19 protein-coding genes and 3 pseudogenes are annotated in these 23141 nt (G+C 69.8%); 15 read left to right on the top strand and 7 right to left on the bottom strand.

The features are described from left to right. The first annotated feature begins 680 nt into the window (after positions 1 to 680). On the top strand, positions 681 to 812 hold the full coding sequence (locus ACIHFE_RS33155) for a hypothetical protein (protein WP_400112592.1): 132 nt from the start codon (positions 681 to 683) through the stop codon (positions 810 to 812). A 107-nt stretch (positions 813 to 919) separates the two neighbouring features. Here ACIHFE_RS33155 and ACIHFE_RS33160 read toward each other — a convergent pair whose 3' ends face one another. The 3 genes and pseudogenes from ACIHFE_RS33160 to ACIHFE_RS33170 form a co-directional block, all read right to left on the bottom strand. Then, positions 920 to 2428, bottom strand: coding sequence for an aldehyde dehydrogenase family protein (locus ACIHFE_RS33160; RefSeq protein WP_400112594.1), 1509 nt, complete (start codon positions 2426 to 2428; stop codon positions 920 to 922). 194 nt (positions 2429 to 2622) lie between these two features. Further along, the gene (locus ACIHFE_RS33165) at positions 2623 to 3189 is read right to left on the bottom strand and encodes a hypothetical protein (RefSeq protein WP_400112595.1); all 567 of its coding nucleotides are present in this window, start codon (positions 3187 to 3189) and stop codon (positions 2623 to 2625) included. 1041 nt (positions 3190 to 4230) lie between these two features. Further along, positions 4231 to 4716: pseudogene (locus tag ACIHFE_RS33170) on the bottom strand (transcriptional regulator); the annotation flags it as partial. 100 nt (positions 4717 to 4816) lie between these two features. Here ACIHFE_RS33170 and ACIHFE_RS33175 point away from each other — a divergent pair. Next, positions 4817 to 5047, top strand: a pseudogene (locus ACIHFE_RS33175) (SDR family NAD(P)-dependent oxidoreductase); the annotation flags it as partial. 302 nt (positions 5048 to 5349) lie between these two features. Here ACIHFE_RS33175 and ACIHFE_RS33180 read toward each other — a convergent pair. Then, positions 5350 to 6561 (bottom strand): low temperature requirement protein A, encoded by a 1212-nt coding sequence (locus ACIHFE_RS33180; protein ID WP_400112597.1) that lies wholly within the window; start codon positions 6559 to 6561, stop codon positions 5350 to 5352. A gap of 8 nt (positions 6562 to 6569) precedes the next feature. Next, entirely contained in the window at positions 6570 to 7028 is a 459-nt protein-coding gene (locus tag ACIHFE_RS33185; protein ID WP_400112599.1) for a nuclear transport factor 2 family protein, read from the bottom strand. 105 nt (positions 7029 to 7133) lie between these two features. Here ACIHFE_RS33185 and ACIHFE_RS33190 point away from each other — a divergent pair, with 105 nt between their 5' ends. The 4 genes and pseudogenes from ACIHFE_RS33190 to ACIHFE_RS33205 all read left to right on the top strand — a co-directional run bounded on the left by ACIHFE_RS33190 (position 7134) and on the right by ACIHFE_RS33205 (position 9730). After that, on the top strand, positions 7134 to 7307 hold the full coding sequence (locus tag ACIHFE_RS33190) for a hypothetical protein (protein ID WP_400112601.1): 174 nt from the start codon (positions 7134 to 7136) through the stop codon (positions 7305 to 7307). 48 nt (positions 7308 to 7355) lie between these two features. Continuing rightward, positions 7356 to 7934: a GNAT family N-acetyltransferase gene (locus ACIHFE_RS33195; protein WP_400112603.1), complete on the top strand. Its 579-nt coding sequence runs from the start codon at positions 7356 to 7358 to the stop codon at positions 7932 to 7934. Positions 7935 to 8111: 177 nt separating this feature from the next. Further along, positions 8112 to 8896: pseudogene (locus ACIHFE_RS33200) on the top strand (VOC family protein). Positions 8897 to 9292: 396 nt separating this feature from the next. Further along, positions 9293 to 9730: a hypothetical protein gene (locus ACIHFE_RS33205; RefSeq protein ID WP_400112605.1), complete on the top strand. Its 438-nt coding sequence runs from the start codon at positions 9293 to 9295 to the stop codon at positions 9728 to 9730. 152 nt (positions 9731 to 9882) lie between these two features. Here the strand turns inward: ACIHFE_RS33205 and ACIHFE_RS33210 are convergent, their stop codons facing one another. Both ACIHFE_RS33210 and ACIHFE_RS33215 read right to left on the bottom strand, forming a co-directional pair. Further along, positions 9883 to 10923 (bottom strand): VWA domain-containing protein, encoded by a 1041-nt coding sequence (locus tag ACIHFE_RS33210; RefSeq protein ID WP_400112607.1) that lies wholly within the window; start codon positions 10921 to 10923, stop codon positions 9883 to 9885. Positions 10924 to 11024: 101 nt separating this feature from the next. Beyond that, a complete protein-coding gene (locus ACIHFE_RS33215) occupies positions 11025 to 11573 on the bottom strand; it encodes a sigma-70 family RNA polymerase sigma factor (protein WP_400112638.1) in 549 nt (182 codons plus the stop codon). A 583-nt stretch (positions 11574 to 12156) separates the two neighbouring features. Between ACIHFE_RS33215 and ACIHFE_RS33220 the strand changes: the two genes are divergently transcribed. The 9 genes from ACIHFE_RS33220 to ACIHFE_RS33260 all read left to right on the top strand — a co-directional run bounded on the left by ACIHFE_RS33220 (position 12157) and on the right by ACIHFE_RS33260 (position 23140). Next, positions 12157 to 12918, top strand: a complete 762-nt coding sequence (locus ACIHFE_RS33220) for a DeoR/GlpR family DNA-binding transcription regulator (protein ID WP_400112609.1) — start codon at positions 12157 to 12159, stop codon at positions 12916 to 12918. A gap of 80 nt (positions 12919 to 12998) precedes the next feature. Next, positions 12999 to 14351: an ABC transporter substrate-binding protein gene (locus ACIHFE_RS33225; RefSeq protein WP_400112611.1), complete on the top strand. Its 1353-nt coding sequence runs from the start codon at positions 12999 to 13001 to the stop codon at positions 14349 to 14351. Between the two features lies 1 nt (position 14352). Beyond that, the gene (locus ACIHFE_RS33230; RefSeq protein WP_400112612.1) at positions 14353 to 15306 is read left to right on the top strand and encodes a carbohydrate ABC transporter permease; all 954 of its coding nucleotides are present in this window, start codon (positions 14353 to 14355) and stop codon (positions 15304 to 15306) included. Further along, complete coding sequence (locus tag ACIHFE_RS33235; protein WP_400112613.1) at positions 15303 to 16133, top strand: carbohydrate ABC transporter permease; 831 nt, start codon at positions 15303 to 15305, stop codon at positions 16131 to 16133. Before ACIHFE_RS33230 ends, ACIHFE_RS33235 begins: the two co-directional genes overlap by 4 nt. 53 nt (positions 16134 to 16186) lie before the next feature. After that, on the top strand, positions 16187 to 17176 hold the full coding sequence (locus tag ACIHFE_RS33240) for a zinc-dependent alcohol dehydrogenase family protein (RefSeq protein ID WP_400112614.1): 990 nt from the start codon (positions 16187 to 16189) through the stop codon (positions 17174 to 17176). Positions 17177 to 17309: 133 nt separating this feature from the next. Beyond that, complete coding sequence (locus tag ACIHFE_RS33245; protein ID WP_400112616.1) at positions 17310 to 19196, top strand: hypothetical protein; 1887 nt, start codon at positions 17310 to 17312, stop codon at positions 19194 to 19196. Further along, positions 19189 to 20793: a SagB family peptide dehydrogenase gene (locus ACIHFE_RS33250; protein ID WP_400112617.1), complete on the top strand. Its 1605-nt coding sequence runs from the start codon at positions 19189 to 19191 to the stop codon at positions 20791 to 20793. The genes ACIHFE_RS33245 and ACIHFE_RS33250 overlap by 8 nt, the downstream gene beginning before the upstream one ends. A 134-nt stretch (positions 20794 to 20927) precedes the next feature. Beyond that, positions 20928 to 21110 (top strand): hypothetical protein, encoded by a 183-nt coding sequence (locus ACIHFE_RS33255; RefSeq protein WP_400112619.1) that lies wholly within the window; start codon positions 20928 to 20930, stop codon positions 21108 to 21110. An 86-nt stretch (positions 21111 to 21196) separates the two neighbouring features. Further along, complete coding sequence (locus ACIHFE_RS33260) at positions 21197 to 23140, top strand: TOMM precursor leader peptide-binding protein (protein ID WP_400112621.1); 1944 nt, start codon at positions 21197 to 21199, stop codon at positions 23138 to 23140. Position 23141: the final 1 nt, after the last annotated feature.

The following is a 23141-nucleotide window of genomic DNA, read 5'->3' on the forward strand; positions in this document are numbered from 1 at the left end:
CGTTCCTGGCGATGTTGGCCGTGGTTGGCCGGACTGTCGCAAACCGGATCGGTGATCCGGTGGCCTCGCGAGCGGTCTTCGAGGCCGGGGGCACGAGCTGGTCACGTCGGCGCGGCCGGGTCTTGTCACCTTGGTGCGGTGTGCCCGTTGTCCTGGGTGGGCTGGTGCTCCCGCGTGGCCTGGGCCGGGGTGTGGTCTGGCCGGTAGCTCTCCGTCCCGCCATCCTCTGGTGGTGGGCGGTCACACCTGGCCGACGCCGGATCCCATGTCCCAGGCCGCGTCTGCCGATTGCCACGGCGGCAGCGTGATGCCGCGTGACGACAGTGGTGGATGCTTGTTGCTGGAGTGGGGTGTGCCAGTGGTGGGCGCCCCAGCGAGAGGTGTACGCCGGGTCGACCGCGATGACGACGAGGCCTGCGTGGTGAGCCATGCCGCGCAGGCGTTCGCGGAAGCGTGCGGTGGGGATACCCGTGACGGTGCGGCGGAAGGTCTTGCCCCGCTTGCCACGGCCCATGGTTTCGCGGCCGGTGGCGCGGGCGTCGTCGAAGCCGAGGTTCTCGATCACGATCCCCGCGCAGCCCCGCTCGCGTGCGAAGGTGATCAGTTGTGGGATGGCCTGGCGCAGACGGCCGTTGCGCGTGGCCGCTTTCGACTCCGGGAACGGTGCCCCAAGCGGATCGATGACTGGGGCCACCGCCCAGCAGAAGACCGGCCAGGTCCGCGTCACCGTCTACCGGGCCGTCGCCACCATGCGCAACGCCCCCAACACTGCCGTCCGTTCCTGGCGGCTGCGCCACAACGCCGAACATTAAGCGCACCGTTCATTCCGGCAGGGTGACGCCGGAGCCCTCCGCTGGATCCGGTGCGCTCGGCGGGGCCGCCGGTCTGCCCGGAGCGGCGGCCCTACCGAAGCCGGGTGTCAGACGCCGGTGTCGATCATGATGGTTTTGAGTTCGGTGTACGCCTCGATCGCGGTCCTGCCGCCCTCGCGGCCCAGGCCCGAGGCCTTGAAACCGCCGATCGGCGAGTTCGGCATAAAGGAATAGCCGTTGACGCCGACGGCGCCGGCGCGCAAGCGGCGGCCGATGCGGAAGGCCCGGCCGATGTCACGGGTGAAGATGCCGGACGACAGGCCGTACTCGCTGTCGTTGGCGATACGGACCGCCTCGTCCTCGTCGCTGAAGCGGATGACCGCGAGCACCGGGCCGAAGATCTCCTCCTGGGCAAGCCGGCTACGGTTGTCCACGTCCGTGAAAATTGTCGGATTGACGAAGTTCCCCGCGGCCAAGTCTCCGCCCGGACGGTCACCGCCCATCAGCAAGGCGGCCCCCTCGGCGGGAGCTCCCTGGATATAGTCCATGACCTTGTCGACCTGCCGCTTGTTTATCAGAGGGGTGGAGGTGGTGGCACGATCGAACGGGTCGCCGAACCTGACCGACTCGACCGTCTCCCGCGCTCCCTCCAGGAACTCCTCGTAGCAGTCGGCGTGGACCAGGGCCCTGGTCTGCGCGGTGCAGGTCTGTCCGGTCATGCCGAGTGCCACCATGCCCATCACCGCCCGTCCGGCGGCGCGGACGTCGGGCGCGTCTGGGAAGACCAGGCTCGGGCTCTTGCCGCCGAGTTCGAGCGTGACCCGCTTGATGTCCCTGCCGCTTGCCTCGAGAATGCGCCCGCCTATGGTCCGGCTGCCGGTGAAGCTGATCTTGTCGACCCCCGGGTGCGTGATCAGGGCCTCGCCCGAGGTGGCTCCGATGCCGGTAACCACGTTGAACACGCCGGGCGGCAGGTCCAGTTGGTCGATCAGTTCGGTGACGGCAAGGGTGGTGAGACTGGCGTACTCCGAGGGTTTCACCACGACCGTGCAGCCGGCCGCCAGCGCCGGAGCGATCTTGTTCGCCAGCTGCAGGACCGGACCGTTCCATGGAACGATGACGCCAACCACGCCGACCGGCTCCCGGAAGCCGAGGAACTGCAGGTCGTTGCGGTCGGTGTATTGCGGGAACGTCTCGCCGGAGAGCTTGTCGATCCAGCCCGCGTGGTGGTCAAAGACATCGGCGGCGAAATCGGCCGACAGGCGGTAGGTGTCGGTGAAGCTGATGGGTGTTCCGTTCTCCAGCGTCTGGAGACGACTGATACGGGGTGCCTCCGCACGCAGCAGTTCCACCAGCCGCTGGATGAGCAGCTTGCGCTCCCGGGCCCTGAGCCGTGGCCACGGTCCCTCGTCAAATGCCTTGCGGGCAGCGCGTACAGCCCGGTCGACGTCCTCGGTGGTGGCGTCGACGATCGTGGTGACCTCTTCGTTGGTCGAGGGGTGGATGTGCGGCCACACTTTGTCGCCGGTGGAATCCGTCCACTGGCCGTCCAGATAGAGACGGCCGGGCTGGACCCCCAACTCGTCGCGGTGCGGCAGAACCGAGAAGCCGGTCATATGCGCGTTCCTTTCCAGGTGCCATGGTGCGAGATATAGCCGCCGGGAGCCCGGCGGATCCGGGACGCGCCAGGATCGGGCGCGGCAGCGGACGTGTAGGGGCCCTGAAGGCCGGACCGCCGCGAGTGACGGGCGGCTTGGCCGGTCAGAGGCGGGGGTACGGAAATGGCCGACGGCGGCTTCCACTGCAGTGGTCACGTTCGGTTCCTGGTCGTTGAACCCGAACAGGGTGTCCTCGGTCCAAATGGCACGTTTGCAGAGGGCATGCCGCAGGCCGCGTACCAGCAGGGTCGGTGCCTCGATCCGGGGCGCGAGGGCGAAGGCGTCGAAGGTGAGTCGGCCGGCCCGGGCCATGGGGGCGAACTGGTTGCCCCGCCGTGGCAGGCCGCCGCGCTTGTGCGCCCGTCGCGACCGGTCGGGAACTTGTCCGCCACTCCTCCCGAACCGCCGTAGATCTCCTCGTAGTTCGCCGCGTCGTACAGCCATGGGGTGATGAGTGACCGCAACTGCCGGGTGTCCAGGGCGGGCTGGTTCACGAGGAAGGTCAGGTCGTTGTCGAGGCCGGCGACCTTGAGCTCGGGATCCTCGAACTTCCGGTGCTCTCCCTTGGATTCTTCGTGCTCGGTGAAGTCGAACGACAGGCCGTGCGTAGCCAGGCACTGGGCGCAACGGTCCATGCCGGGCACGGCACTCTGCGTGTCAAGCAGGAAGAGATTGCCGCACAGGCTTACCGCGTTGCGATCTAAGCCGACCCGTCGCATCTGAACAGTCCTCTGATCTCTCACAGTCTGGTGGCTGCTGGGCGCAGGTGAAGGCCTGTGACTATGGCTGGGACGCGGTGGCCGGGGCCAGGAGGTCCATGTCGCCGTCGGTCCAAGTCATGGCCACGCCGCTGATACACCGGCTGCCGCCGTCGCGAGCGAGTTCGAAGCGTCAGCCATCACACTGGTGACGGTAGCCGTATCAGCCACGGAAGGCGCGGCGTCGCTAGATCCACACCGGGATCGTAGCCATCCCCCCGCCCACCTGGCGTCCTCCTACGGATGTACGCCCACAGGGGGAGTGCGGGCCAGTAGCGGGGCTAAGGCCGCGCCAGGCCGGCCGCGCGGTTAGTGTGTACCGGCCCTCAGCCCGGCCCCTGTGCTTGACCCGGGTACCGCCCACCGCGCGCTCGCCCTGCACCAAGTGGTGACGAACAGACCGACGGCCGGCCGGCGTTGGAAGAGCGGTGGGTCAAGGTGGCCCGGGCGCGGACCGAGCAGGCCGGTCTGCTGCCTGCTGGGCCACCCCGGCGGCTGCGTGGGACCGCGTGATCACGTGGGCTCGGGGTGCGAGGCTGTGTTCCCCACCCGGGAAGCCGCCCCATTCCACGAGGAAGAGGAAGGTGAACTCTTCCAGGGCACCGACCGCCACCACATCGAGGCCGAACTCGAGTCACCCGGTTACGTCGCCATCTCCGAGCACCTGCTCTGGACGCGATACAACGGCGTCAGCGACCTCGTCTCCTACTACCCGCCCGAGAATCCCCCGACTTGGTGGACCCGATTCTTCGACTACCTCGGCATTGGCCACGGAAGTGCCGGCTGCTTACATGCTTGTTCGGCGTCGGGGTGGTGGCGGCCGGCTGGTGGCTGGCCGTGGGCCCTGCCGTTGGAGGACTGTTCAGTCGCAGTGACGGGCCGACAGGTCGGCGTACTGACTGCCCCAACTACGGTGGAGCGCCGAGTGATTGACCGCTGGTGGGAGAGCTGCCGCCTGCGCGGCGACGGAGCCCACCAGGCCATGCTGGGCGTAGTCCGGCTGTGCAGGGCCCGCGCGGAAGGTGATCCGGGGTCGGCCGTGATCAGGACGACTTCCTGGTCATCCTCGAGTATGAGCAGGACATCGCAGTTCAGTCGCAGCGTGCCGGCTCCCGGGTGGTCCAGAGTCTTGGTGCGGTGCCCGGGAGCGTGGACCGGACGTGCGTGCCAGGTCTGCCGGAACTCCTCGCTGCCGACGTGCAGTTCGGCCAGCAGTTCGGTCAACTGCGGGTCGTGCGGCTAGCGGTCAGCGGCCCGGCGCAGCCGTGCCACCACGATGTGTCCGAATTCCTCGGCGCTGGAACTCTCGTACATCCGCCCCTGGCCCAAAAAGCGGCGCCGGGCCAGGTTTGTCGTCCCGGCTGCGAAGTCCCTGCCGAGCAGTGCCTGGGCCAAGGGGTTCCAGGCGACGACGCCGTATGCCGCGTCAGTGACGATCGCGCTGGTTTCCGGCAGCCGCTCCAGCATCCGGGCCATGTGCGGACGGAGGCCCGCCCGACGGTCCCGGAGAAAGCGGGCCAGCTCCTGCCGCTTGCCTGGTACAGGTTGTCCCTGGCAGGGCACCTACCGCCAGGGGACCGTGGTTTCCATGAACGATCGCACAGCTCTGGTCACCGGGGCCAACAAAGGCATCGGCAAGCACATCGCCCGGCTGCTCGCGGCCGAGGGGCTCGCCGTGTACGTGGGCGCCCGCGACCCGGGGCGCGGACAGCGGGCCGTCGAGGAGATCGGTGCCGGCGCCTGGCTGCTGGTCCTCGACGTGACGGATCCCGACGGCATCGAACGGGCCGCGGCTCAGGTGGACCGCCTGGACGTGCTGCCGGACGACGGCCTCACCGGCGGCTTCCTCTCCTGGGACGGAACGCCCGTGCCCTGGTGTCCGGCACGGCGATTGTGGTCGGCCACGATCGGCCCGAGCAGGCCGATGCCGTGCACCCGCTCGGCCCGCTCGACATGGAGGATGCAGTCGGCCCGCGGACGAACTCGTTGATGGTTCCCCCCACTTCCGCTCGCATTGCGTAACGCCCCTGCCAGGCGGCTGTGCGCTGCTCGACGCATGCCGCCGGGATGAGGGGATGAGGGGATGTGGGGATGAGTAGCATCGCGAGCAATTCCGAACGCTCACCGAGCCGCCCTTCGGTCTTCGACGATCAGCATGGCGACAAGGGCGAGAGTCAGGCCGAGGAACTGTGCCAAGGCGTTTGACCATGTGCCCAGCGGAATCGTGGCCAGTACGGCGAAGGCGGTCACGGCGCGGTGACGCAGGGGCCGGATGCTCAGAGTCGCGCGGAAGGCGATGTTTCCGGCCAGGAACAGTGCCACGCCTCCGGCCAGCGCCACCGCCGGCGCCAACGGCAGATGGTGAGCCAGCTCGCCGATGGATTTCTTCACTCCGGCGGCCAGGACCGCCACGCCCAGCAGCATCGGGATGAAGCTGTAGTAGTAGGCCGTCAGCCCCATCCGGAACCGGTCGGCGCCGCTGGCGCGATGCAACGCGGCCTCGGCCGCCGCTTCGTCACGGACGAAGTACGTCCACCACAGGGCGGCGGCCAGCGTCAGCGCCAGGACGGCGCCTGTGAACAGTGCCCAGTCCAGTTGCGTGGCCGACGCGCCGGCGCCGATCGCGACGACCGACTCGCCGAAGGCGATGAGCAGCAGCAGGCCGTGACGCTCCACGAAGTGTGCCGGATCCAGAGCACCGAGGTTCTCGGTGACGCGGGCCCGGCCCCCGGTGTAGTCGCCGGTGATCCGGCTGGAGACCAGCGGGGTGATGTTCTGCAGCACCACCGCGCCCAGCCACAGCGCGTCGGCGAGCGGGCCTCCTCCCACCCACCCGGCAGCGGTGACGCAACCGGCCGCGGCCGTGTTGGTCAACGCGAAGCTCAGCACATACTGCCGGTGGATCAGCGCGTACAGCACGCTGTGCACCACGGTGACGGCCAGGAACCCCAGCCCGAACGCGATGCCGTCCGCCCCGGACACGTTCGGCACGGCCAGGGCGCAGGTGAGGAAGCCGGCCATCGCGGCAACCAGCAACACCCGCCGCGCTGTTGTCTCCGGCGGCACCTGGTTGGTCAGGTAGGCGTACCCGCCGTACATCCAGAACAGCACCGCGAAGATCAGCAGGACCCGCCCGGCCCGGGCGAACGACAGGTCGTTGACGAGCAGCACGGTCAACTGGGTGATCGTGAAGACGAAAACGAGGTCGAAGAAGCATTCCAGGGTGGACACCCGGCGGGCGTCGACCACCTGCGCGTTCCACGCCGGGTCACGATCACCGCCGGCCGGCGCGGCGGCCGTCTGCTCCTCCGGTGCGTATGACTGCTCGGACATGGTGTCTGTCAGTCCAGGGTGTGGCTGCGCACGGCCTCGTCGCCGCGGGTGTGCAGCGCGAAGAAGGCAAGCCCGGTGGCCTTCCAGCCGTCGGCGGTCCGTTGGAACGGGATCTCGTACGTGCCCCACACCTCCCACATTCCGCCGCCCAGGTCGGCGGCGAGGAGGTTGTAGGCGTAGCCCTTCACATGGACGTCGGCCCGGTCGCCGTCGATGCGCACCCGGTAGTGGCTGACAAGGTGGAAGCTCTGCTTCTTGGCGTGCAGGCCGACCCGCCAGCCGTCTACCAGCTGGGTGTTGGTGATCTCCGCCGGCTCACCGCCGGCCAGGCTGGTGAAATCGACCCGCACTTCCGGGGTGAACAGCTCCTCAACGGCGGCCCAGTCCTTGGCGTCGACCGTGTCGAAGATGGCGTCGACGGTCTCGATGACGGTGGTCCTGTCGGCCGGTATGGACAGCTCGCTCATGCGAACTCCTCTGTCATAGGGGTCACTTCCGCCCCTCTTCATACCTCATGCCTTCCGCTGTCAAGACACCTTGACGCACTCCCGTCGTCAGGAAATCCTGCCGGCGTGAGCATCGAGGACTCGCTCCTGACCACACTGCTGGACGGGTTCGACACCGCCGCCGAGGAGATCCGGATCACTCGCAAGACGCTGCTGGAGCTGCCCGATCCGCCATTGCCCGTGCCGCCGGCCGCGAAGCTGCCGGACTGTCCGGCCGCTGAGAAAACCCGTTGCCAGTGACCCGCGTCGGATGTCTGATTGATCGGCCACCGATCAGGGGGAGGGAACATGAGGACGCCGCTGCCCACCCCCTCGTTGCACACCGCTCGCCTTCGACTGCGCGCCTTCGAAAACGCGGATGTGAACGACCTCTTCGCACTGCACAGCAGCGCCTACGTGCTGCGCTACTGGGACGCGCCACCATGGAGCGAACATGTGCGTGCCGAGAAGTTCATCATGGCTTGCCGGCAGATGGCGCAGGAGGGCACCGGGGCGCGGCTGGCCGTAGATCGTGTCTCCGACGGGGCGTTCATCGGCTGGTGCAGCCTGACCAAGTGGAAGCCGGACTACCGCAGTGCGTCGCTTGGCTACTGCTTTGACGCCGCAGCGTGGGGCCACGGCTACGCGACCGAGGCCGCGAGCGCTCTGCTGCGGTGGGCATTCGACACGCTGGACCTGAATCGCGTCCAAGCCGAGACCGATACGCGCAACGTCGCTTCTGCCCATGTGCTGGAGAAGCTCGGCTTCGTGCGTGAAGGGACGTTGCGGGAAGACTGCGTCGTCAACGGCGAGGTCTCTGACTCGTGGGTCTACGGGCTGATCAGGCGGGAGTGGCAGCCGTCGTCCGAGCCGGTTCCCGCCCGCTGAATTCCGTCGGCGCCCGGTATCGGCCAGCCCCAAGCGACTGATCAACGAGCCTCATCGTGGGACGCAAACTGTCCGGTACACCCCCTCGGGCGATGTCCGCTGCCAGGCTGGAGGCAGGCTCCCCGGGCGACGTCCCGGGCAGCGCGTCCACGACAACGCACGCGACAGGAGCACCTCATGCTGACCTCCACACAGGTACCGGGCGGCCTGAACTGGCTCGACCTGGGGCCCCCGACACCGACGCGGCCGCCGCCTTCTACCAGGGCGTGTTCGGCTGGGAGTTCGTCTCCGCGGGGCCGGAGGCAGGGGGCTACGGCTTCCTGCGAAAGGACGGCCGGACGGTGGCCGCCGTCGGCCCGCTGACGGAGGAGGGCGCGAGCTCCGCGTGGACGGTGTACTTCCGCACCGTGGACGCCGACGCCACCGCCAAGGCCGTTGAGCAGGCCGGCGGCTCCGTCCGTTTCCCGCCGGCGGAGGTCTTCACGGCCGGGCGGATGGCCGGCTTCACCGATCCGACAGGCGCCGAGTTCGCCGTGTGGGAACCGCGAGACACAGACAGCCTGGAGCTTGTCAATGAGCCGGGCAGCGTCAGCTGGATCGAGCTGTACACCACCGACAGTGCGGCCGCGAAGGACTTCTATGGCAGCGTCCTGTCATGGGAGACCCGGGACCGGCCCATGGGCGAAGACGTCGTCTACACCATCGCCGGTCCCGCCGGCGGCGAGCAGAGCATGCACGGCGGCATCATGCAGCTGGCCCAGGAGAACCTGGACGCCGGATCGACCTCCGAATGGCATCCGTACTTCGAGGTCGAGGACTGTGACGCCACGCTCGCGCGGGCCTCGGAACTGGGCGCCACCGTCATCATCCCCGCCATGGACGCCGAGGGCGTGGGGCGCTTCGCGATGCTGCTCGACCCGTTCGGGGCGCCGTTCGCGGTCATCATGAGCGCCACGGCCTGATCTCCGGAGGCGGCCGCACGGGTTCCTTGCGTGTGACGACGAAGGAATGGGCCCGTGCGGCCTTGCCCCATCCTGCCTTCACCGGCCTCTTTCATGCATATCTCGGCGGTTTGGCCGAGGAGTTGGCGGGTCTGTGGCAGGCACGACGCGACTCCGCGCTCGCCGAGCCGTACCAAGTGGGCCGTTCCGGCCACCTCGCCACTGCCGCCGCCGTCCCACCATGACGTCCCGAGCCCCGGTGTCTCCGCAGGTCAGGGCGTGGGACGTCCCATGATGGCCCAACTCACCGCCTTCCGCTGGCAGATGCGGATGTGGCGCATCATCGTCATGGTTGCGAGCCGGGCGGTGCGGTCCACCCCGCGCCGCCCGTCACCACTACGGGGAGGAACCCGGACCATGAACGTACGCAAGAGCATCGCCGCGGCGGCGGCGACCCTCGCGCTCGGCGCGGGGGTGGCGGTCGCGGCACCGGCCCAGGCCGCGCAGTCCTCGGCCGACTCGGCGCAGTACCAGGGCTGGCACCTGCTGTGGAGCGGCAGCCACGCCCAGGCCAAATCCTGGTCGACCCCTGACTTCGTCCCGGACATGAACAACCTCTCGGTCAACTTCGGCTGTTACGGCCACGACGGCGAGAAGATCAGGGCGCAGGTTGTGCGCACCTCTGGCCGGGTCGCCATGACGGGCTGGACGGGCTGGGTCTACTGCCACGACGGCGAGCAGCAGCGGCTCGATGTGCCCCGCGTACGGGCGGGCGAGGCGGCCTATATCCGCCTGCAGGAGCAAGGCCCGCACCTGCACTCCATGTATGCCAAGGCGTACACCTACCACTACTGAGCCATAACGGGACCCGGCGGTCCGCCCTCTTGCGGGGAGGAGGGCGGACCGCCGCCACGCCTCACTCCTCCGCCGGCTGCGGGCTCCGCAGCGAGGCCACTGCTCTCGGGTAGTGGCAGAACGACACCGGGCCCGGTGGGGTTTCCAAGGTGTCAGAGTATGAGCAGGAGCCGGGTGTTCGATACGAGCTTGCGATTTACGCTGGTGCTTTGCACGAAGATTGTGTAGTCGTCGTTGTGGTCGGGCTTGATGCGGACTTCTACGTCCGGCAGGCCGAGCAGGGCTCGGGCCTCGGGACCCGTGTACACGCGGTCGGTCTTCTTCTCCAGTACCGCGATCTGCTTTCGTGCCTGGATTTTCTCCGTCTTGCTCAGCTGGTAGAACGCGCCGCCGGTTCGATAGGTGTGCCCGGACTCGGTGACCCATTCGCGGATTGCCGCGTCACGAGCCACCGGGATCAGCTGGTACTCCGACGGATTCAGCGGGGTGAGGCCGGCGGCCTTGATGGTGTCCTTGTTGACCGCCTCCGCACCCGTGGAGAACACCGCCCGTGATCCCCGGATGCCCTGGCTGCGGCCCACCATGAATTTCTCGGTGGCCTGCTGGATAACCTGCCCGGCCTCTTCCAGGCCCTGAGTGCTGGTGGCGTCCCAGATGGCGATGTTGTCCTTCGGGAATCCGCACTTCATGGCCTCGCGCTTGCCCATCTGGTCCGGCACAAGGACGGCCAGCGTCCAGTTGTCCTGCTGTGTCTCGATCATTTCGGCCACGGCCTCGACGAGTTGACGCGGGTCCCTGGCAGGGGCGTCTGGGCAGCGGTGGCTGGCGTTCTCCTGTCCGTCGGTGAGCACAAACGTCAGGAAGCTGTGGTCGCCGTACAGTTGAGCAGTCTGCGCCAGTTCCCGCTGTGACTTCAGTGTGGCTGCCAGCAGGGCGGTCATTCCGCCGACCCGGTACAACTGGTTCAGCGACGGCATCCGCAGGACGTCCTTGTCATAGATGACGCACTCCGCCTTGTCGGCGAAAACGTAGACCGTGACACGGGTTTCCTGGTCCAGTTCTCCTGAACGGCGGGCAAGGTAGGCAATCTGCTGGTCGGCGACTTCAATGACCTTGCGGCTCAGGTGTGACATGGATGTGCTGGCATCCAGCACAAGAGCAACATGGTTGATGTAGTTCTGGTTTCCGGACATGGCGGTTCCCCCTGCTTCCGGCTCGGCCTCGATGTTCCTACCGTCTCACCCACCACTGACAATCGGTCCTGGCTGCCGGTCCGGGTGAGGAGCTTGCCCGGTCAGGACCCCATCCCCCGGCTGTTGAGCCCGTCACGAAGGGCCCGCATCGCGTAGTGCGTGCGTGACTTGACCGTGCCGGGCGGCACGCCGAGCATGAGTGCCGTCTGGTTGACGCTGCGCCCCATGTAGTAGACGTGCAGCAGGACTTCGCGCTGGCGGGGGGCGAGGTCGCGCAGGGCGTCGACCATGACCTGGGCGGTGAGCGCGTGATCCACGCCGTCGGCCACGGGGAGGCGTGTGATGTCCGGGTCCACTTGCTCCTGCGGTCTCGCCCGCCGTCCCCGATGGCCGTCGATCACCAGGTTGCGCACGACGCGCAAGAGCCAGGGCCGCAACGCCTCGGTGGCCGGGCCGAGTTCGGCGGCGTGCTGCCAGGCGCGTATCGCCGCCTCCTGTACGACGTCCTCCGCGCGGTGCCAGTCGCCGCCCAGCAGCCGGGCCGCGAAGCGCAGCAGCACGGCTCCATGGAGTCTGTACAGTGCCCGCGCGAAGGCGTCGGCCGACGCGGTGTCACGAGCGGGGGCGTGGGGATGGGCGGGAGAATGCAGTGCGGGCACGGCCGTCGCCTCCGGGCTCCTGTGTACGTGCGGTGCACAACTGAAGTCAGGAATCGCTCGGAACTGACCGGATCATCCGTCAATTGGAGCGATAAAGGCAGTTCTATGGCCTTACCGGCGGTTCGCACGGGCCCGCTCTGTTGCCAATAGTGACCGACTGCGCCCGATCGATGGCGCAGTGAAGGGTCGGCCGACGTGCTGCGTCAGCCCGGGCCGGGCGGCCCGGATGCCCGTACGGGCCGGATACGGGCCCGTTTCAAGGGGTTCGGGGCGCCGAATGGTCTGTCCGCTCGCCGGTTCAGGGACCGGTCGGAGCACTGGTTCAGGCCGCCCGCGAACCGCCCGGTTCGGCGCGCCATCCGCTGTCGTCGGGTACCGCCCCGCCGCCCCGATCGCCCCATTGCGCCGTCGGCCTGCGGTTTTCCGGTTCCGCTCCGGTTGACGAACGGGCGCAGGCGGGCGAGGTGTGGCAAGAAACAGACGGGAGAATGCCGGGGGAGTGGCGGTATAAAACTCTGGCGGGCCCGTTCGGGCGGCGGGGGCCCGAACGGGCAGGGAGATGGTGGGGGTTGGCATGCGTTCCGAGGAGCGGCACCACCGGCTGCTGACCCTGGCGCGTCAGCAGGGAAAGATCGAAGTAAGCGATGTCGCGGCGGACTTCGGGGTCGCGCGGGAGACCATCCGGCGAGACCTGAGCGAGCTGGAGCGCCGCGGCCTGGTGCGTCGTACGCACGGCGGCGCCTACCCGGTGGAGAGTGCGGGGTTCGAGACCGATCTGGCCCGGCGGGTCACCCTGCATGTGGAGGACAAGCGCCGGATCGCCGCGGAAGGCGCCAGGCTGCTGCGCGGCGCGGAGACCGTGTTCGTGGACGAGGGATATACGCCGCAGCTGCTCGCCGCCCTGCTGCCGACCGACCGCCCGCTGACGGTGGTGACCGCCTCCCTGGCGACGGCCACCGCGGTCGTGGAGTCCGCCAACCTGACGGTGCTGCTGCTCGGCGGCCGGGTGCGTGCCCGCACCCTGGCGAGCGTGGGCTCCTGGGCCTGTGCCATGCTCTCGGGCTTTGTCATCGACCTCGCCTACCTCGGAGCGAACGGCATCTCACGGGAGTTCGGGCTGACCACGCCCGACCCGGCGGTCGCCGATGTGAAGGCCAAGGCCCTGGAGGTATCGCGCCGGCGCATCTTCATGGGCCGCCACGGAAAGTTCGGCGCCAACAGTTTCTGCCGCTTCGCCGAGGTCTCCGACTTCGAAACGATCATCACCGACACCGGTCTGTCCGCCGCCGAGGCCCACCGCTACGGAATGCTCGGCCCCCAGGTCATCAGGGTCTGAGGCAACGCGTCACCGGCCCGGGCAAGGCCGCCTCCCGCGCATACCGGCACGGCCGACCACGCATGAAGGGCTGATCCGCCATGACGACAATCAGGCGCACCGTGACGGTGGGGGTGGTCTTACTCCTGTGCGCGAGCCTGCTCGCCGGCTGCTCCGGAGGGGGCAGGGGATGGGGCTCGGCGTCCCGCTCCGTCAACGTCCTTATGGTCAACAATCCGCAGATGACGGACCTGCAGAAGCTGACCGCCGAGTACTTCACCACGTCCACCGGCATCAAGGTCAACTTCACCGTGCTGCCCGAGAACGATGTCCGGGACAAGATCAGCCAGGACTTTGTGAGCCAGGCTGGCCAGTACGACGTGGCCACCATCAGCAACTACGAGGCGCCGATCTACGCCAGGAACGGCTGGCTCGCCCCGCTCACCCGGGCGGCGAACACCGACGCCGCCTTCGACCAGGGCGATGTCCTGCCCGCGCTACGGCAGTCCCTCACCGTCGACGGACAGATCTACGCCGAGCCCTTCTACGGCGAGTCGTCCTTCCTGATGTATCGCAAGGACGTCTTCGCCGCCCGGCATCTCACCATGCCCGCCCGCCCCACCTGGCAGCAGGTCGCCGGCCTGGCCGCGAAGGCCGACGGGGCCGAGCCCGGGATGCGGGGCATCTGCCTGCGCGGGCAGCCCGGCTGGGGTGAGGTCATGGCGCCGCTGACCACCGTGGTGAACACCATGGGCGGCACCTGGTTCGACGAGGACTGGGCGGCGCGAGTCGACAGCGCCGAGTTCACCAGGGCCGCCACCTTCTATGTGGACCTGGTGCGTGACCACGGCGAGGCGGGCGCCCCGCAGGCCGGATTCACCGAGTGCCTCAACAACATGACCCAGGGCAAGGTGGCCATGTGGTACGACGCCACCTCCGCCGCCGGCGCGCTGGAGGCCCAGGGCTCGCCCGTCGCGGGCAAGGTCGGCTACGCACCCGCCCCGGTCGACCGCACCAAGAGCTCGGGCTGGCTGTACACCTGGGCGTGGGGCGTACAGAAGGCGAGCGGTCACCGGGACGACGCCTGGAAGTTCATCTCGTGGGCTTCCGGAAAAGAGTACGAGAATGTCGTCGGCACCCGGCTCGGATGGTCCAAGGTGCCTGCGGGCAAGCGGAGTTCGACATACTCCAATCCTCGGTACACGGCCGCGGCCGGTGCGTTCGCCGCGGCCACCAAGGACGCACTGACTTCCGCCGACCCGCTGCACCCCGGGGTACAGCCACGGCCCGCGCCGGGCATCCAGTTCGTCGGCATCCCCGAGTTCACCGACCTCGGCACGCGGGTGTCCCGCCGGATCAGCGCCGCCATCGCCGGGAAGACCAGCGTCGCGAGGGCCCTGAAGGACGGCCAGCGGCGCGCCGAGGCGGTTGCCGCCAAGCACCGGGGAGAGTGAGATGGCCGCCCCGCCCGTCGTCCGCACAGGACGAGACCCAGGGCTGCACCAGGCGCGTACCGTACGGCGGCCGCGCGGAGCCTGGGCCCGCCGTGCGCCCCTGCTGCCCGCCCTGGTCTTCCTGGTCGCCGTCACCCAACTTCCCTTCGTGGGAACGCTGGTGATCTCGTTTATGCGCTGGAACGCGCTCGACCCGGCGCACCGCGGTTTCGGCGGCCTCGGCAACTACAAGGCAGCCGTCACCGACCCGGATCTGCGCTCGGCGCTGGTGACCACCGTCGCCCTCACGGTTGTCGTGGTCCTTGTCAGCCTGCTGCTCGGCCTCGGTCTCGCGCTGCTCCTGGACCGCCGCTTCCCCGGCCGCGGCATGGTGCGGACCCTGCTCATCGCCCCGTTCCTGGTCGTCCCGGTGGCCTCGGCGCTGCTGTGGAAACACGCCCTCTACAACGCCGCCTACGGGCTGATCAACGGCTCGTTGACCTGGCTGTGGCACCTGTTCGGCAGCGAGGACGCACCGCAGCCCGACTGGATGTCCGCGCTGCCGCTGACCGCCGTGGAGGTGTCGCTGATCTGGCAGTGGACGCCGTTTATGATGCTCATCCTGCTGGCCGGGCTGCAGAGCCGGTCGCCGGAGGTCATGGAGGCCGCCCGCATCGACGGCGCCGGCCCCTGGCAGGTCTTCCGCCACCTCACCTTCCCGCATCTGCGCCGCTACCTGGAACTCGCCGCCCTGCTCGGCTCCGTCTATGTGGTGCAGAACTTCGACGCCGTGTTCACCCTCACCTCCGGCGGCCTCGGCACCGCCAACCTGCCCTACACCGTGTACGAGACCTTCTACCAGGCACATGACTACGGCCAGGCATCCGCCGAGGGCGTCCTCGTGGTGGCCTGCACCATGGTCGTCGCCACCCTCGCGCTGCGCACGGTCTCGTCCCTGTTCAAGGAGGAGACATGAGGAACGTCCGGCTGCGCCGGGGGATATGGGGCCTGGTGGCCTGGGTGTGCGGCCTGTGCTTCTTCCTGCCGTTCGCCTGGATGGTGCTCACCTCGCTGCATGGCGAGTCCGACGCGGCGACCAACCCGCCGAGCGTCGCCGCCCCCCTCACACTGCAGGGATACCGCGAGTTCTTCGGCGCGAGTACCGGGGTCTCCCCATGGCCGCCCCTCCTCAACTCCCTGACCGCGAGCGTCCTGTCGACCCTCCTGGTACTCGCGCTGTCCATCCCCGCCGCGTACGCGCTGTCCATCAAGCCCGTACGCAAATGGACCGACGTGCTGTTCTTCTTTCTGTCGACGAAGATGCTGCCCGCCGTGGCCGGCCTGCTGCCGGTCTATCTGATCGCCAAGAACGTGGGGATGCTCGACAATGTGTGGCTCCTGGTCATCCTCTACACCTCCATGAACCTGCCGGTCGCGGTGTGGATGATGCGCTCCTTCCTCGCCGAGGTCCCCGCCGGGATCCTGGAGGCCGCCTCCCTGGACGGGGCGGGCCTGCCGACCGTGCTGGTGCGTATCGTGGCGCCGGTGGCGGCTCCCGGGATCGCGGCCACCGCCCTGATCTCGTTCATCTTCAGCTGGAACGAGCTGCTCTTCGCACGGGTCCTCACCGGTGTCGTGGCCGGCACCGCGCCCGTCTTCCTCACCGGCTTTGTCACCAGCCAGGGCCTGTTCCTGGCCAAGGTGTGCGCGGCCGCCGTCTGTGTGTCCCTTCCGGTGCTCATCGCCGGATTCGCCGCCCAGGACAAGCTTGTTCAGGGTCTGTCCCTCGGGGCGGTCAAGTGAACCCGGGGCGCCTCGCCGCCCCGGAGCAGTCGAGCCAACCTCGGAGTGATCACGTGAAAGCAGCCCTCATCAGCGAGCCCGGCGTGGTGTCCGTCGAAACCGTCGAGGATCCCGCGCCCGGGCCCCGGGAGGTGGTGGTCCAGGTCGCCGCGTGCGGCCTGTGCGGCACCGATCTCCATATCCTCCAGGGCGAGTTCGCGCCCCGTCTGCCGCTCGTGCCGGGCCATGAGTTCGCCGGCGAGGTCGTGGCCGTCGGCTCCGGGGTGCACGAACTCGCCGTCGACGACCGGGTGGCCGTCGATCCGTCCCTGTACTGCAATGAATGCCACTACTGCCGTATCGGCCGCAACAACCTGTGCGAGCGGTACGCGGCGATCGGCGTCACCACACCGGGTGCCGCGGCCGAGTATGTGGTGGTGCCCGCCGCGAACTGTGTGAGGCTGCCCGAGCACATTCGCACCGAGGACGCCGCCCTGATCGAACCACTGGCGTGCGCGGTGCGCGGCTACGACGTGCTCAGCGCCTCCCTGGCCGGCCATGTGCTGATCTACGGCTCCGGCACCATGGGCCTGATGTTGCTGGAGCTCGCCAAGCGCACCGGCGCGGCCACGGTCGACGTGGTCGACATCAATCCCGGACGGCTGCTCACCGCAAGGGAGTTGGGCTGCACCAACGCGGTCACCTCGGCCGACGAGGTGGAGCGGCCGCGTGGCTGGGACGTCGTCATCGACGCCACCGGCAGTGAACGCGCCATTCAGGACGCCATCGGCAGGGTGGCCAGAGGCGGCACCTACCTCCAGTTCGGCGTGGCCGACTACGCGGCGCGGGCCACCATCGAGCCATACCGCATCTACAACCAGGAGATCACCATCACCGGTTCGATGGCGGTGCTGCACAGCTACGAGCGTGCGGCCGAACTCTTCGCGGCGGGCGTACTCGACCCGGAGATCTTCATCAGCGACCGGCTGCCGCTGTCCCAATACGCCACCGCCCTCGACCGGTTCAAGGCGGGCAAGGGCCGCAAGATCCTGGTCACGCCGTAAGCGGCGCGCACGGCTCCGCAGTGTCGAGCCGGGAGATTCTGTGGTGCACCCTGGGGCCGTCCTCGGAAGACGCGTGCCGGCCGGCGCGTAAACACTCGGCTCTCACCGAGCCGAGCAGAATCCGAGGCGGGCGATGCGACCGAAACTCAAGTCCGATGTGCTGTACGTTCCGATGCGTGACGGCGCCCATGTGTTCGGCGCCGGAGCCGATCTCAGTCTCACCGGAGCAGCCGCCTACCAGTGGCTGGACCGGCTCGCTCCGCATCTGAACGGCGTCACCGACCTCGACGACCTGGTGCGCGGGCTTCCGGCGGACAAGAGCGCGGTGGTGCGGACGCTGGTCGATCGGCTGCACGAGGCGGGCTGCCTGACCGATGCGGCCGACGACCTGCCGCACGACCTCACCGACGGGGAACGGGACACCTACGCGGCGGAGATCGCCTTTATCGACTACTACGCGGATTCGGCCGAGCGGCGGTTCCAGACCTACCGCGAGCGCACGTTCGCGGTCGTCGGATCCGGGCCGGTGTTCACCTCCCTGGTCTGTTCCACCCTCCGGTCCGGGGCCCGACAGGTCCATGCGGTACGGACCGAGGAGTCGCCGACCGATCTGGACCGGCTCGCCGCGCTCGCCGCCGAGGTGCTCCGGCGCGACCCGCGGCAGCGGCTGGACCATGTCACTGCCGACGGGCAGCCCGGATGGCTCTCCGCGCTCGACGGGGCCGAGGTGGTGCTGCACGTTGCGTCGGGGCCCGCGGCCGACCGCGCGCCGCTGCTGTACGACCACTGCAGGGCGCGGGACATCCTGCTGGTGCAGGGCGTGGTCCTGGACGACGTGGCCTGGCTCGGGCCGGCGAGGGAGGAATGGCGGTCGGCCTGGCTGCGGTTGGGGGCCCGGCCCCCGTACCGCACCGGCGAGTTCTGCACCGGTCCGGCCGCCGCCGTGGTCGCCTCCCACCTCGGGCTCGCGGCGTTCAAGGCGGTCACCGGCATCGCCACCGCCGAGGACTCCACCGTGACCCGGATCGACCTGGAAACGCTGCGCACCTCCCGGCACAGCCCCTTACCCCACCCCTCGGAACGTCCCGCGCCTGCCGAGAGCCGGGAGCGGTTCACCGAGCGCGTCGAACTCCTCGCCGATGCCGGCCCGTTGGACGAGGAGGAGTTCTCCCGCCGGGCGGCCCGCTGCTTCGACCCGTATGCCGGTGTGCTCCGGGAGTTCGATGAACAGGACTTCCTTCAGGTCCCGTTGAATGTGACCGAAGTCCTCACCCGGGAGCCCGGGGCCGGTCGGGTGTTCGGCAGCGGCCTTGGCTTTGCGCAGGCCCGTGGCCGGGCGGCGCTGGGCGGACTGGCCCGGTACGCGGCGAGCGCCGCCGCGGCGGCCCCCGGCCGCATGGCGTGGGGCTGGGATCCGCACCGCCGTATTGCCGTCGAGGTGCCGTTGGCCGATGTGCTGGGGACGGGTACCGGCCTGGCCGCGGAACTCGGCTGGGACGCCGCGGTCACCGACGGCCTGTCCCAGCACTGCGCCGAGCTGGCCCTCGCGGATGTAGCGGCGGGCAGGGTGCGGCCGGTCGCCCTGGCCGTCGACGAGATGGCATCCGGCGGCCGCGAGCGTGGGCTGCTGGACATGCTGTCCGCCGCCGGCGGCACGGCAGACCTCGCCGACATCGGCGCCGGCCTCGGCATTCCGGTGCTCGGCTGGTGGCAGAACGGCGAACCGGTCGCGGTAACCTGCGGGCCCCGTGCCCTCGCCGACGGCCTGGAACGGGCCCTGCTGCACCGGCAGGCGGCCCTCGACGGCGGCGCTCCCTACGCCCCCGCCGGTCCGCCCCGCCTCGGCCCGCCGCCCGCCCCTCACCCCCGCGCGGGCGCACCGGTGCCGCCGGACGGCGCGGCCATGCTGCGGGCACTGGCGGCACGCGGGTGGCGCCCGGTCGTGGTGCCGCTCGACCGCGACCCGGCGGTGCATGACGTACTGCCCTTTGTCCTCAAGGTGGTTCTGGCCGATGCCTGACACCCCGACGGCCGCACCGCCGATCGGCCTGCGCTTCTGGCGGCGCACCTTCGAAGACGTCCAGGAACTGTTCGCCGAGGGGCAGGGCGCGGAGGGCGGCCCCGACGACCCGCTGCCCACCAAGACCTACCGCGGCCTGCCCCGGCACCCGCTCAGCGCACCGTCGCGCACCCTCGGGGACGCCCGCTGGTCCTTCGCCGGCCATCGCCGGGGCAACTCCGCCTGCCCGCCTGGCCGCGACGCCCTCGACGAGCCCGCCGTCTCGGCACTGCTGCACCACTCCTACGGTCTCGCCCGCATCGAACTGGGACCGCATGCGGTATGGCCCCACCACCGCACGGTTGCCTCCGCCCGATGCTTCTATCCGGTGGAACTGTACCTGTGGACGGCCACCAACTCGCCCGGCCTGCCCGCGGGTTGCTACCACTACGACCCCGCACACCATGCGCTGACCCGGCTGCGCGAGGGCGGGATCCCCGAGGAACTGCGGGCGGCGACCGGGACCACGGCCGCACCCCCGCACGCCCTCCTGGCCGTCGCCGTGGACTTCCGCAAGACGGCCTTCCGCTACCGCGACTACGCCTACCGGCTGTGTGCGCAGGAGGCGGGCATGACGGCCGGCAATCTGCTGATGGCCGCCGGCGCACTGGGCATCGGCGCTCGAGTGCACCACCGCTTCGACGCGGACGTGGTGCACCGGGCCATCGGCGTGGACGCGGACGAGGAATCCGCCTTCGCGGTCCTCGACCTGTCGGCCCGGCGCTCCCGCACCGCGCCCCGGACCCGCCAGGACGACCGCCAACCGCTGCCCGCCCTCCACCCCGACCAGCTACGCCGCAACCGGACGGACTCCCGTCTGTGGACGGGCCTTTGCGCGCTGGACCGGGCCGCACGCTCCGAGCAAGCTCTGTCAGCCGCGCCCCTCGGCGACGGCGCGTTCCATCTCCCCGTCGCGGCAGCCGGTCCGGCACGGGTGCCGCTCGACGAGGCGGCGGCCCCGGCGAACGTGGAACTCGCCGACGCACTGCGGGCGCGCGACTCCGGCGGCCGGATGTTCCTGCCGAAAGACGGCGAACTGCCCTTCGCCGACCTCCAGTTGCTGCTCCGTTACGCCCTGGAGCCGGTGGCTTCGGACCACGCCCCCGCCGACCTGCGGCCCCTGGTGGACTGCCATGTCCTGGTGCTCGGTGTGGCCGGCCTGTCCACCGGCCTCTACCGGCTGGACCCGTCACCGGCACTGGCGCGACAGCCGGAGCGCGACTGGCCGGCGGTGGTGTCCATGCTCTGCGAGCGGACCCCGTCGGTGAACACGGCGAAGGCCGACGCGGTTGTCTTTCTGAGCGTCAACCGGGAAGCAGGGGAACGGTGGTTCGGCGCTCGCGGCTACCGCGTACTGCACCAGGAGGCCGGCATCGTGGCCCAGCGCATCAGCGTCCTCGCCGCGGCGGCCGGGGCCTCCGCACGGATCACCAACGGCTACGACGACGCGGAGATCAGGGCCCTGATCGGAGCCGGCCACGACACCGTACCCGTGTTCACCCTGGTCCTCGGACGGCGCAGGGCCACCGCCCAGTACGACCCCCCGCTCCTGTGGTGACCCTGCGGTCCACCCCGGGGTCGCCCGCGGTCGAATCTGCGGTCGCACCGTGAAGACCGCAAGCCCGCCGGCGATGGACAGTGGCTCATGGACCGATACCGGTCCAGCCACCACTCGTGGAGAAAGGAGACCCGATGGAACCGAACCTCGTACTCGACCTCGCCGACCTGAGCGCGGACGAGCTCCAGGTACTGCCCACCTCGCCGGGCGAGAGCCTGGAGTCGGTCAACGTCGGTCACGCCATGGTCGAGATCGGCGCGTCCAACTGCACCTCCAGGGGCACGCCGGCGAGCTGCTGCTCCTGTTGCTGCTGCTGACCTCGGTCGGCACCGCCGTGTCCGGTGGGCTGACGCCCGCCGGACACGGCACCGCTGAAGGACCCCCACCGCCGCAGGAGGAGAAGTTGACCGAAGCCGTCACGGCACCGCCCACCCGGCGCGCCATCGCCGTGCTGGGCAAGGGACTGCTCGCCGACGCGCTCCGGACCGCCGTCTGCGGGATCCACCCCCTGGTTCCCGCCGAGGACCCCGCCTGCACGGCGGTCGTCACCGCCGACGACGCCTGGAGCCCCGGCACCACGCCCCCGCGACCCGACCTGCCCCGTCTCGCGGTCCGCACCGAACTCGGCAACCTCGTCGTCGGCCCGCTGGTGCTCCCGGACCGGCCGGGCTGCGCCCACTGCGCCGACACCCGGCGCGAGCGGGCCCTCGGCCCGGACAGTCCACGGGCCGCGCTGCGCCGGCGGTTCACCGGTCTGCTCGCCGGCCGCGCCACACCGGTCCTGACGGGCTGGGCCTGCGAGACAGCGGCCTCCCTCGTCATGGCGGACCTCGCGGATCCGGACACCGCGCGGACCCACCGGGCCGTCGCCGTGCTGTCCCTGACCCGCATGACACTGGACGTTCACCCCTTCCTGCCCGACCCGTTCTGCCCGCACTGCGGCCGGCTCCCCCCGGACCGGCCACCGCTGCTTATGACGGCCCCCCGCCCCAAACCGGACCCGGACACCTACCGGACACGGGACCTGACCGAGGACTGGGACCTCCTGGTGCGCACCTATGTCGACGGGCGCACCGGGGTGATCCGGCAGCTCGATGTGCGTACCGACTACCGCTACCCGATGGTGTCCGCCCCCGTGCACCTGCCCGGTGCGGAGGAGGAAGCCGGGTTCGGCCGCGACCTCGACTACGCCGGCTGCACACGCACGGCGCTCGCCGAGGCACTGGAGCGGCTCGGCGGGGCCCGTCCGGGCGGCCGGCGCTCCATGGTGCGGGCCGCCCACCGGGAAGTCGCCGACCAGGCCGTCCATCCGGCCGGCCTGGGGCTCTACCCGCCCGAGCGATACGCCGAACCGGGCTTCCCCTACCCGCCGTTCTCGCCCGATGCCGAACTGACCTGGGTATGGGGCCACTCCCTCGGCCGCGACGCCCCGGTGCTCGTCCCCGAGGACTACGCCTACTACCGCACCCGGCACGGCAACCCCCTGGCCAGGCCGCTCGCCTATGAGGTGTCCAATGGGTGCGCCCTGGGCGGCTGTCTTGAGGAGGCGGCGCTGCACGGGCTGGTCGAGCTGGCCGAACGCGACGCGTTCCTGCTGACCTGGTACGCGCGGCTGCCCGTGCCACGGATCGACCTCGCCACCGTCGCCGACCCGCGGATCGCCGTACTGGCCGAGCGGATCCGGCAGGACGGTGGCCATCGCGTCATGGCCTTCGTCACCACTCCCGACCACGGCATCCCCACGGTCTGGGTCATGGCGGTGCACCCGGCACCCGGCGCCGAGCCCGCCGTGGTGTGCGCGGCCGGGGCCCACTTCGACCCGGAACGGGCCCTGCTGAACGGGATGCTGGAGCTGACCGCCAACCTCGGCTGGAACAGGTCCGCCCATCGCACCGAACACCAGCGGATCACCCGCATGGTGGCCGATCCCGAACTGGTCCGGGACATGCGCGACCACGCCCTGCTGCACTGCCACCCCGACACCCTGGAGCGGTTCGACTTCCTGATGACCGACCCCGTGGGCCGGCCCGTCACCGAGGCGTTCCAGCGGGCCGACTGCCGCCCTCGCGGCCATGACCTGCGGACCGATCTGACCGAGGCCGTAGACCGCTTCACCGCGCTCGGCCTCGATGTCATCGTCGTCGACCAGACCACGGACGAACACCGGGCGGGCCGCCTGGCCTGCGCCAAAGTGATCGTCCCCGGACTGCTGCCCATGACCTTCGGCCACCGGATGCGCCGCACCCACGGGCTGCCGCGGCTGCTCGACCTGCCCGCCCGGCTGGGCTACCGGCCCGCCCCGATGAACCCGGCCGACATCAACCCCCACCCCCATCCGTTCCCATGAA

Source organism: Streptomyces sp. NPDC052396 (genome assembly GCF_044593195.1).
GTDB lineage: Bacteria > Actinomycetota > Actinomycetes > Streptomycetales > Streptomycetaceae > Streptomyces.

Coding starts and splice junctions, on each gene's coding strand:
- ACIHFE_RS33155 (WP_400112592.1), top strand. CDS start 681: ATGACTGGGGCCACCGCCCAGCAGAAGACCGGCCAGGTCCGCGTCACC.
- ACIHFE_RS33235 (WP_400112613.1), top strand. CDS start 15,303: ATGAGGAACGTCCGGCTGCGCCGGGGGATATGGGGCCTGGTGGCCTGG.
- ACIHFE_RS33245 (WP_400112616.1), top strand. CDS start 17,310: ATGCGACCGAAACTCAAGTCCGATGTGCTGTACGTTCCGATGCGTGAC.
- ACIHFE_RS33165 (WP_400112595.1), bottom strand. CDS start 3,189: ATGCGACGGGTCGGCTTAGATCGCAACGCGGTAAGCCTGTGCGGCAAT.
- ACIHFE_RS33160 (WP_400112594.1), bottom strand. CDS start 2,428: ATGACCGGCTTCTCGGTTCTGCCGCACCGCGACGAGTTGGGGGTCCAG.
- ACIHFE_RS33185 (WP_400112599.1), bottom strand. CDS start 7,028: ATGAGCGAGCTGTCCATACCGGCCGACAGGACCACCGTCATCGAGACC.
- ACIHFE_RS33220 (WP_400112609.1), top strand. CDS start 12,157: ATGCGTTCCGAGGAGCGGCACCACCGGCTGCTGACCCTGGCGCGTCAG.
- ACIHFE_RS33195 (WP_400112603.1), top strand. CDS start 7,356: ATGAGGACGCCGCTGCCCACCCCCTCGTTGCACACCGCTCGCCTTCGA.
- ACIHFE_RS33210 (WP_400112607.1), bottom strand. CDS start 10,923: ATGTCCGGAAACCAGAACTACATCAACCATGTTGCTCTTGTGCTGGAT.
- ACIHFE_RS33255 (WP_400112619.1), top strand. CDS start 20,928: ATGGAACCGAACCTCGTACTCGACCTCGCCGACCTGAGCGCGGACGAG.
- ACIHFE_RS33180 (WP_400112597.1), bottom strand. CDS start 6,561: ATGTCCGAGCAGTCATACGCACCGGAGGAGCAGACGGCCGCCGCGCCG.
- ACIHFE_RS33225 (WP_400112611.1), top strand. CDS start 12,999: ATGACGACAATCAGGCGCACCGTGACGGTGGGGGTGGTCTTACTCCTG.
- ACIHFE_RS33205 (WP_400112605.1), top strand. CDS start 9,293: ATGAACGTACGCAAGAGCATCGCCGCGGCGGCGGCGACCCTCGCGCTC.
- ACIHFE_RS33230 (WP_400112612.1), top strand. CDS start 14,353: ATGGCCGCCCCGCCCGTCGTCCGCACAGGACGAGACCCAGGGCTGCAC.
- ACIHFE_RS33250 (WP_400112617.1), top strand. CDS start 19,189: ATGCCTGACACCCCGACGGCCGCACCGCCGATCGGCCTGCGCTTCTGG.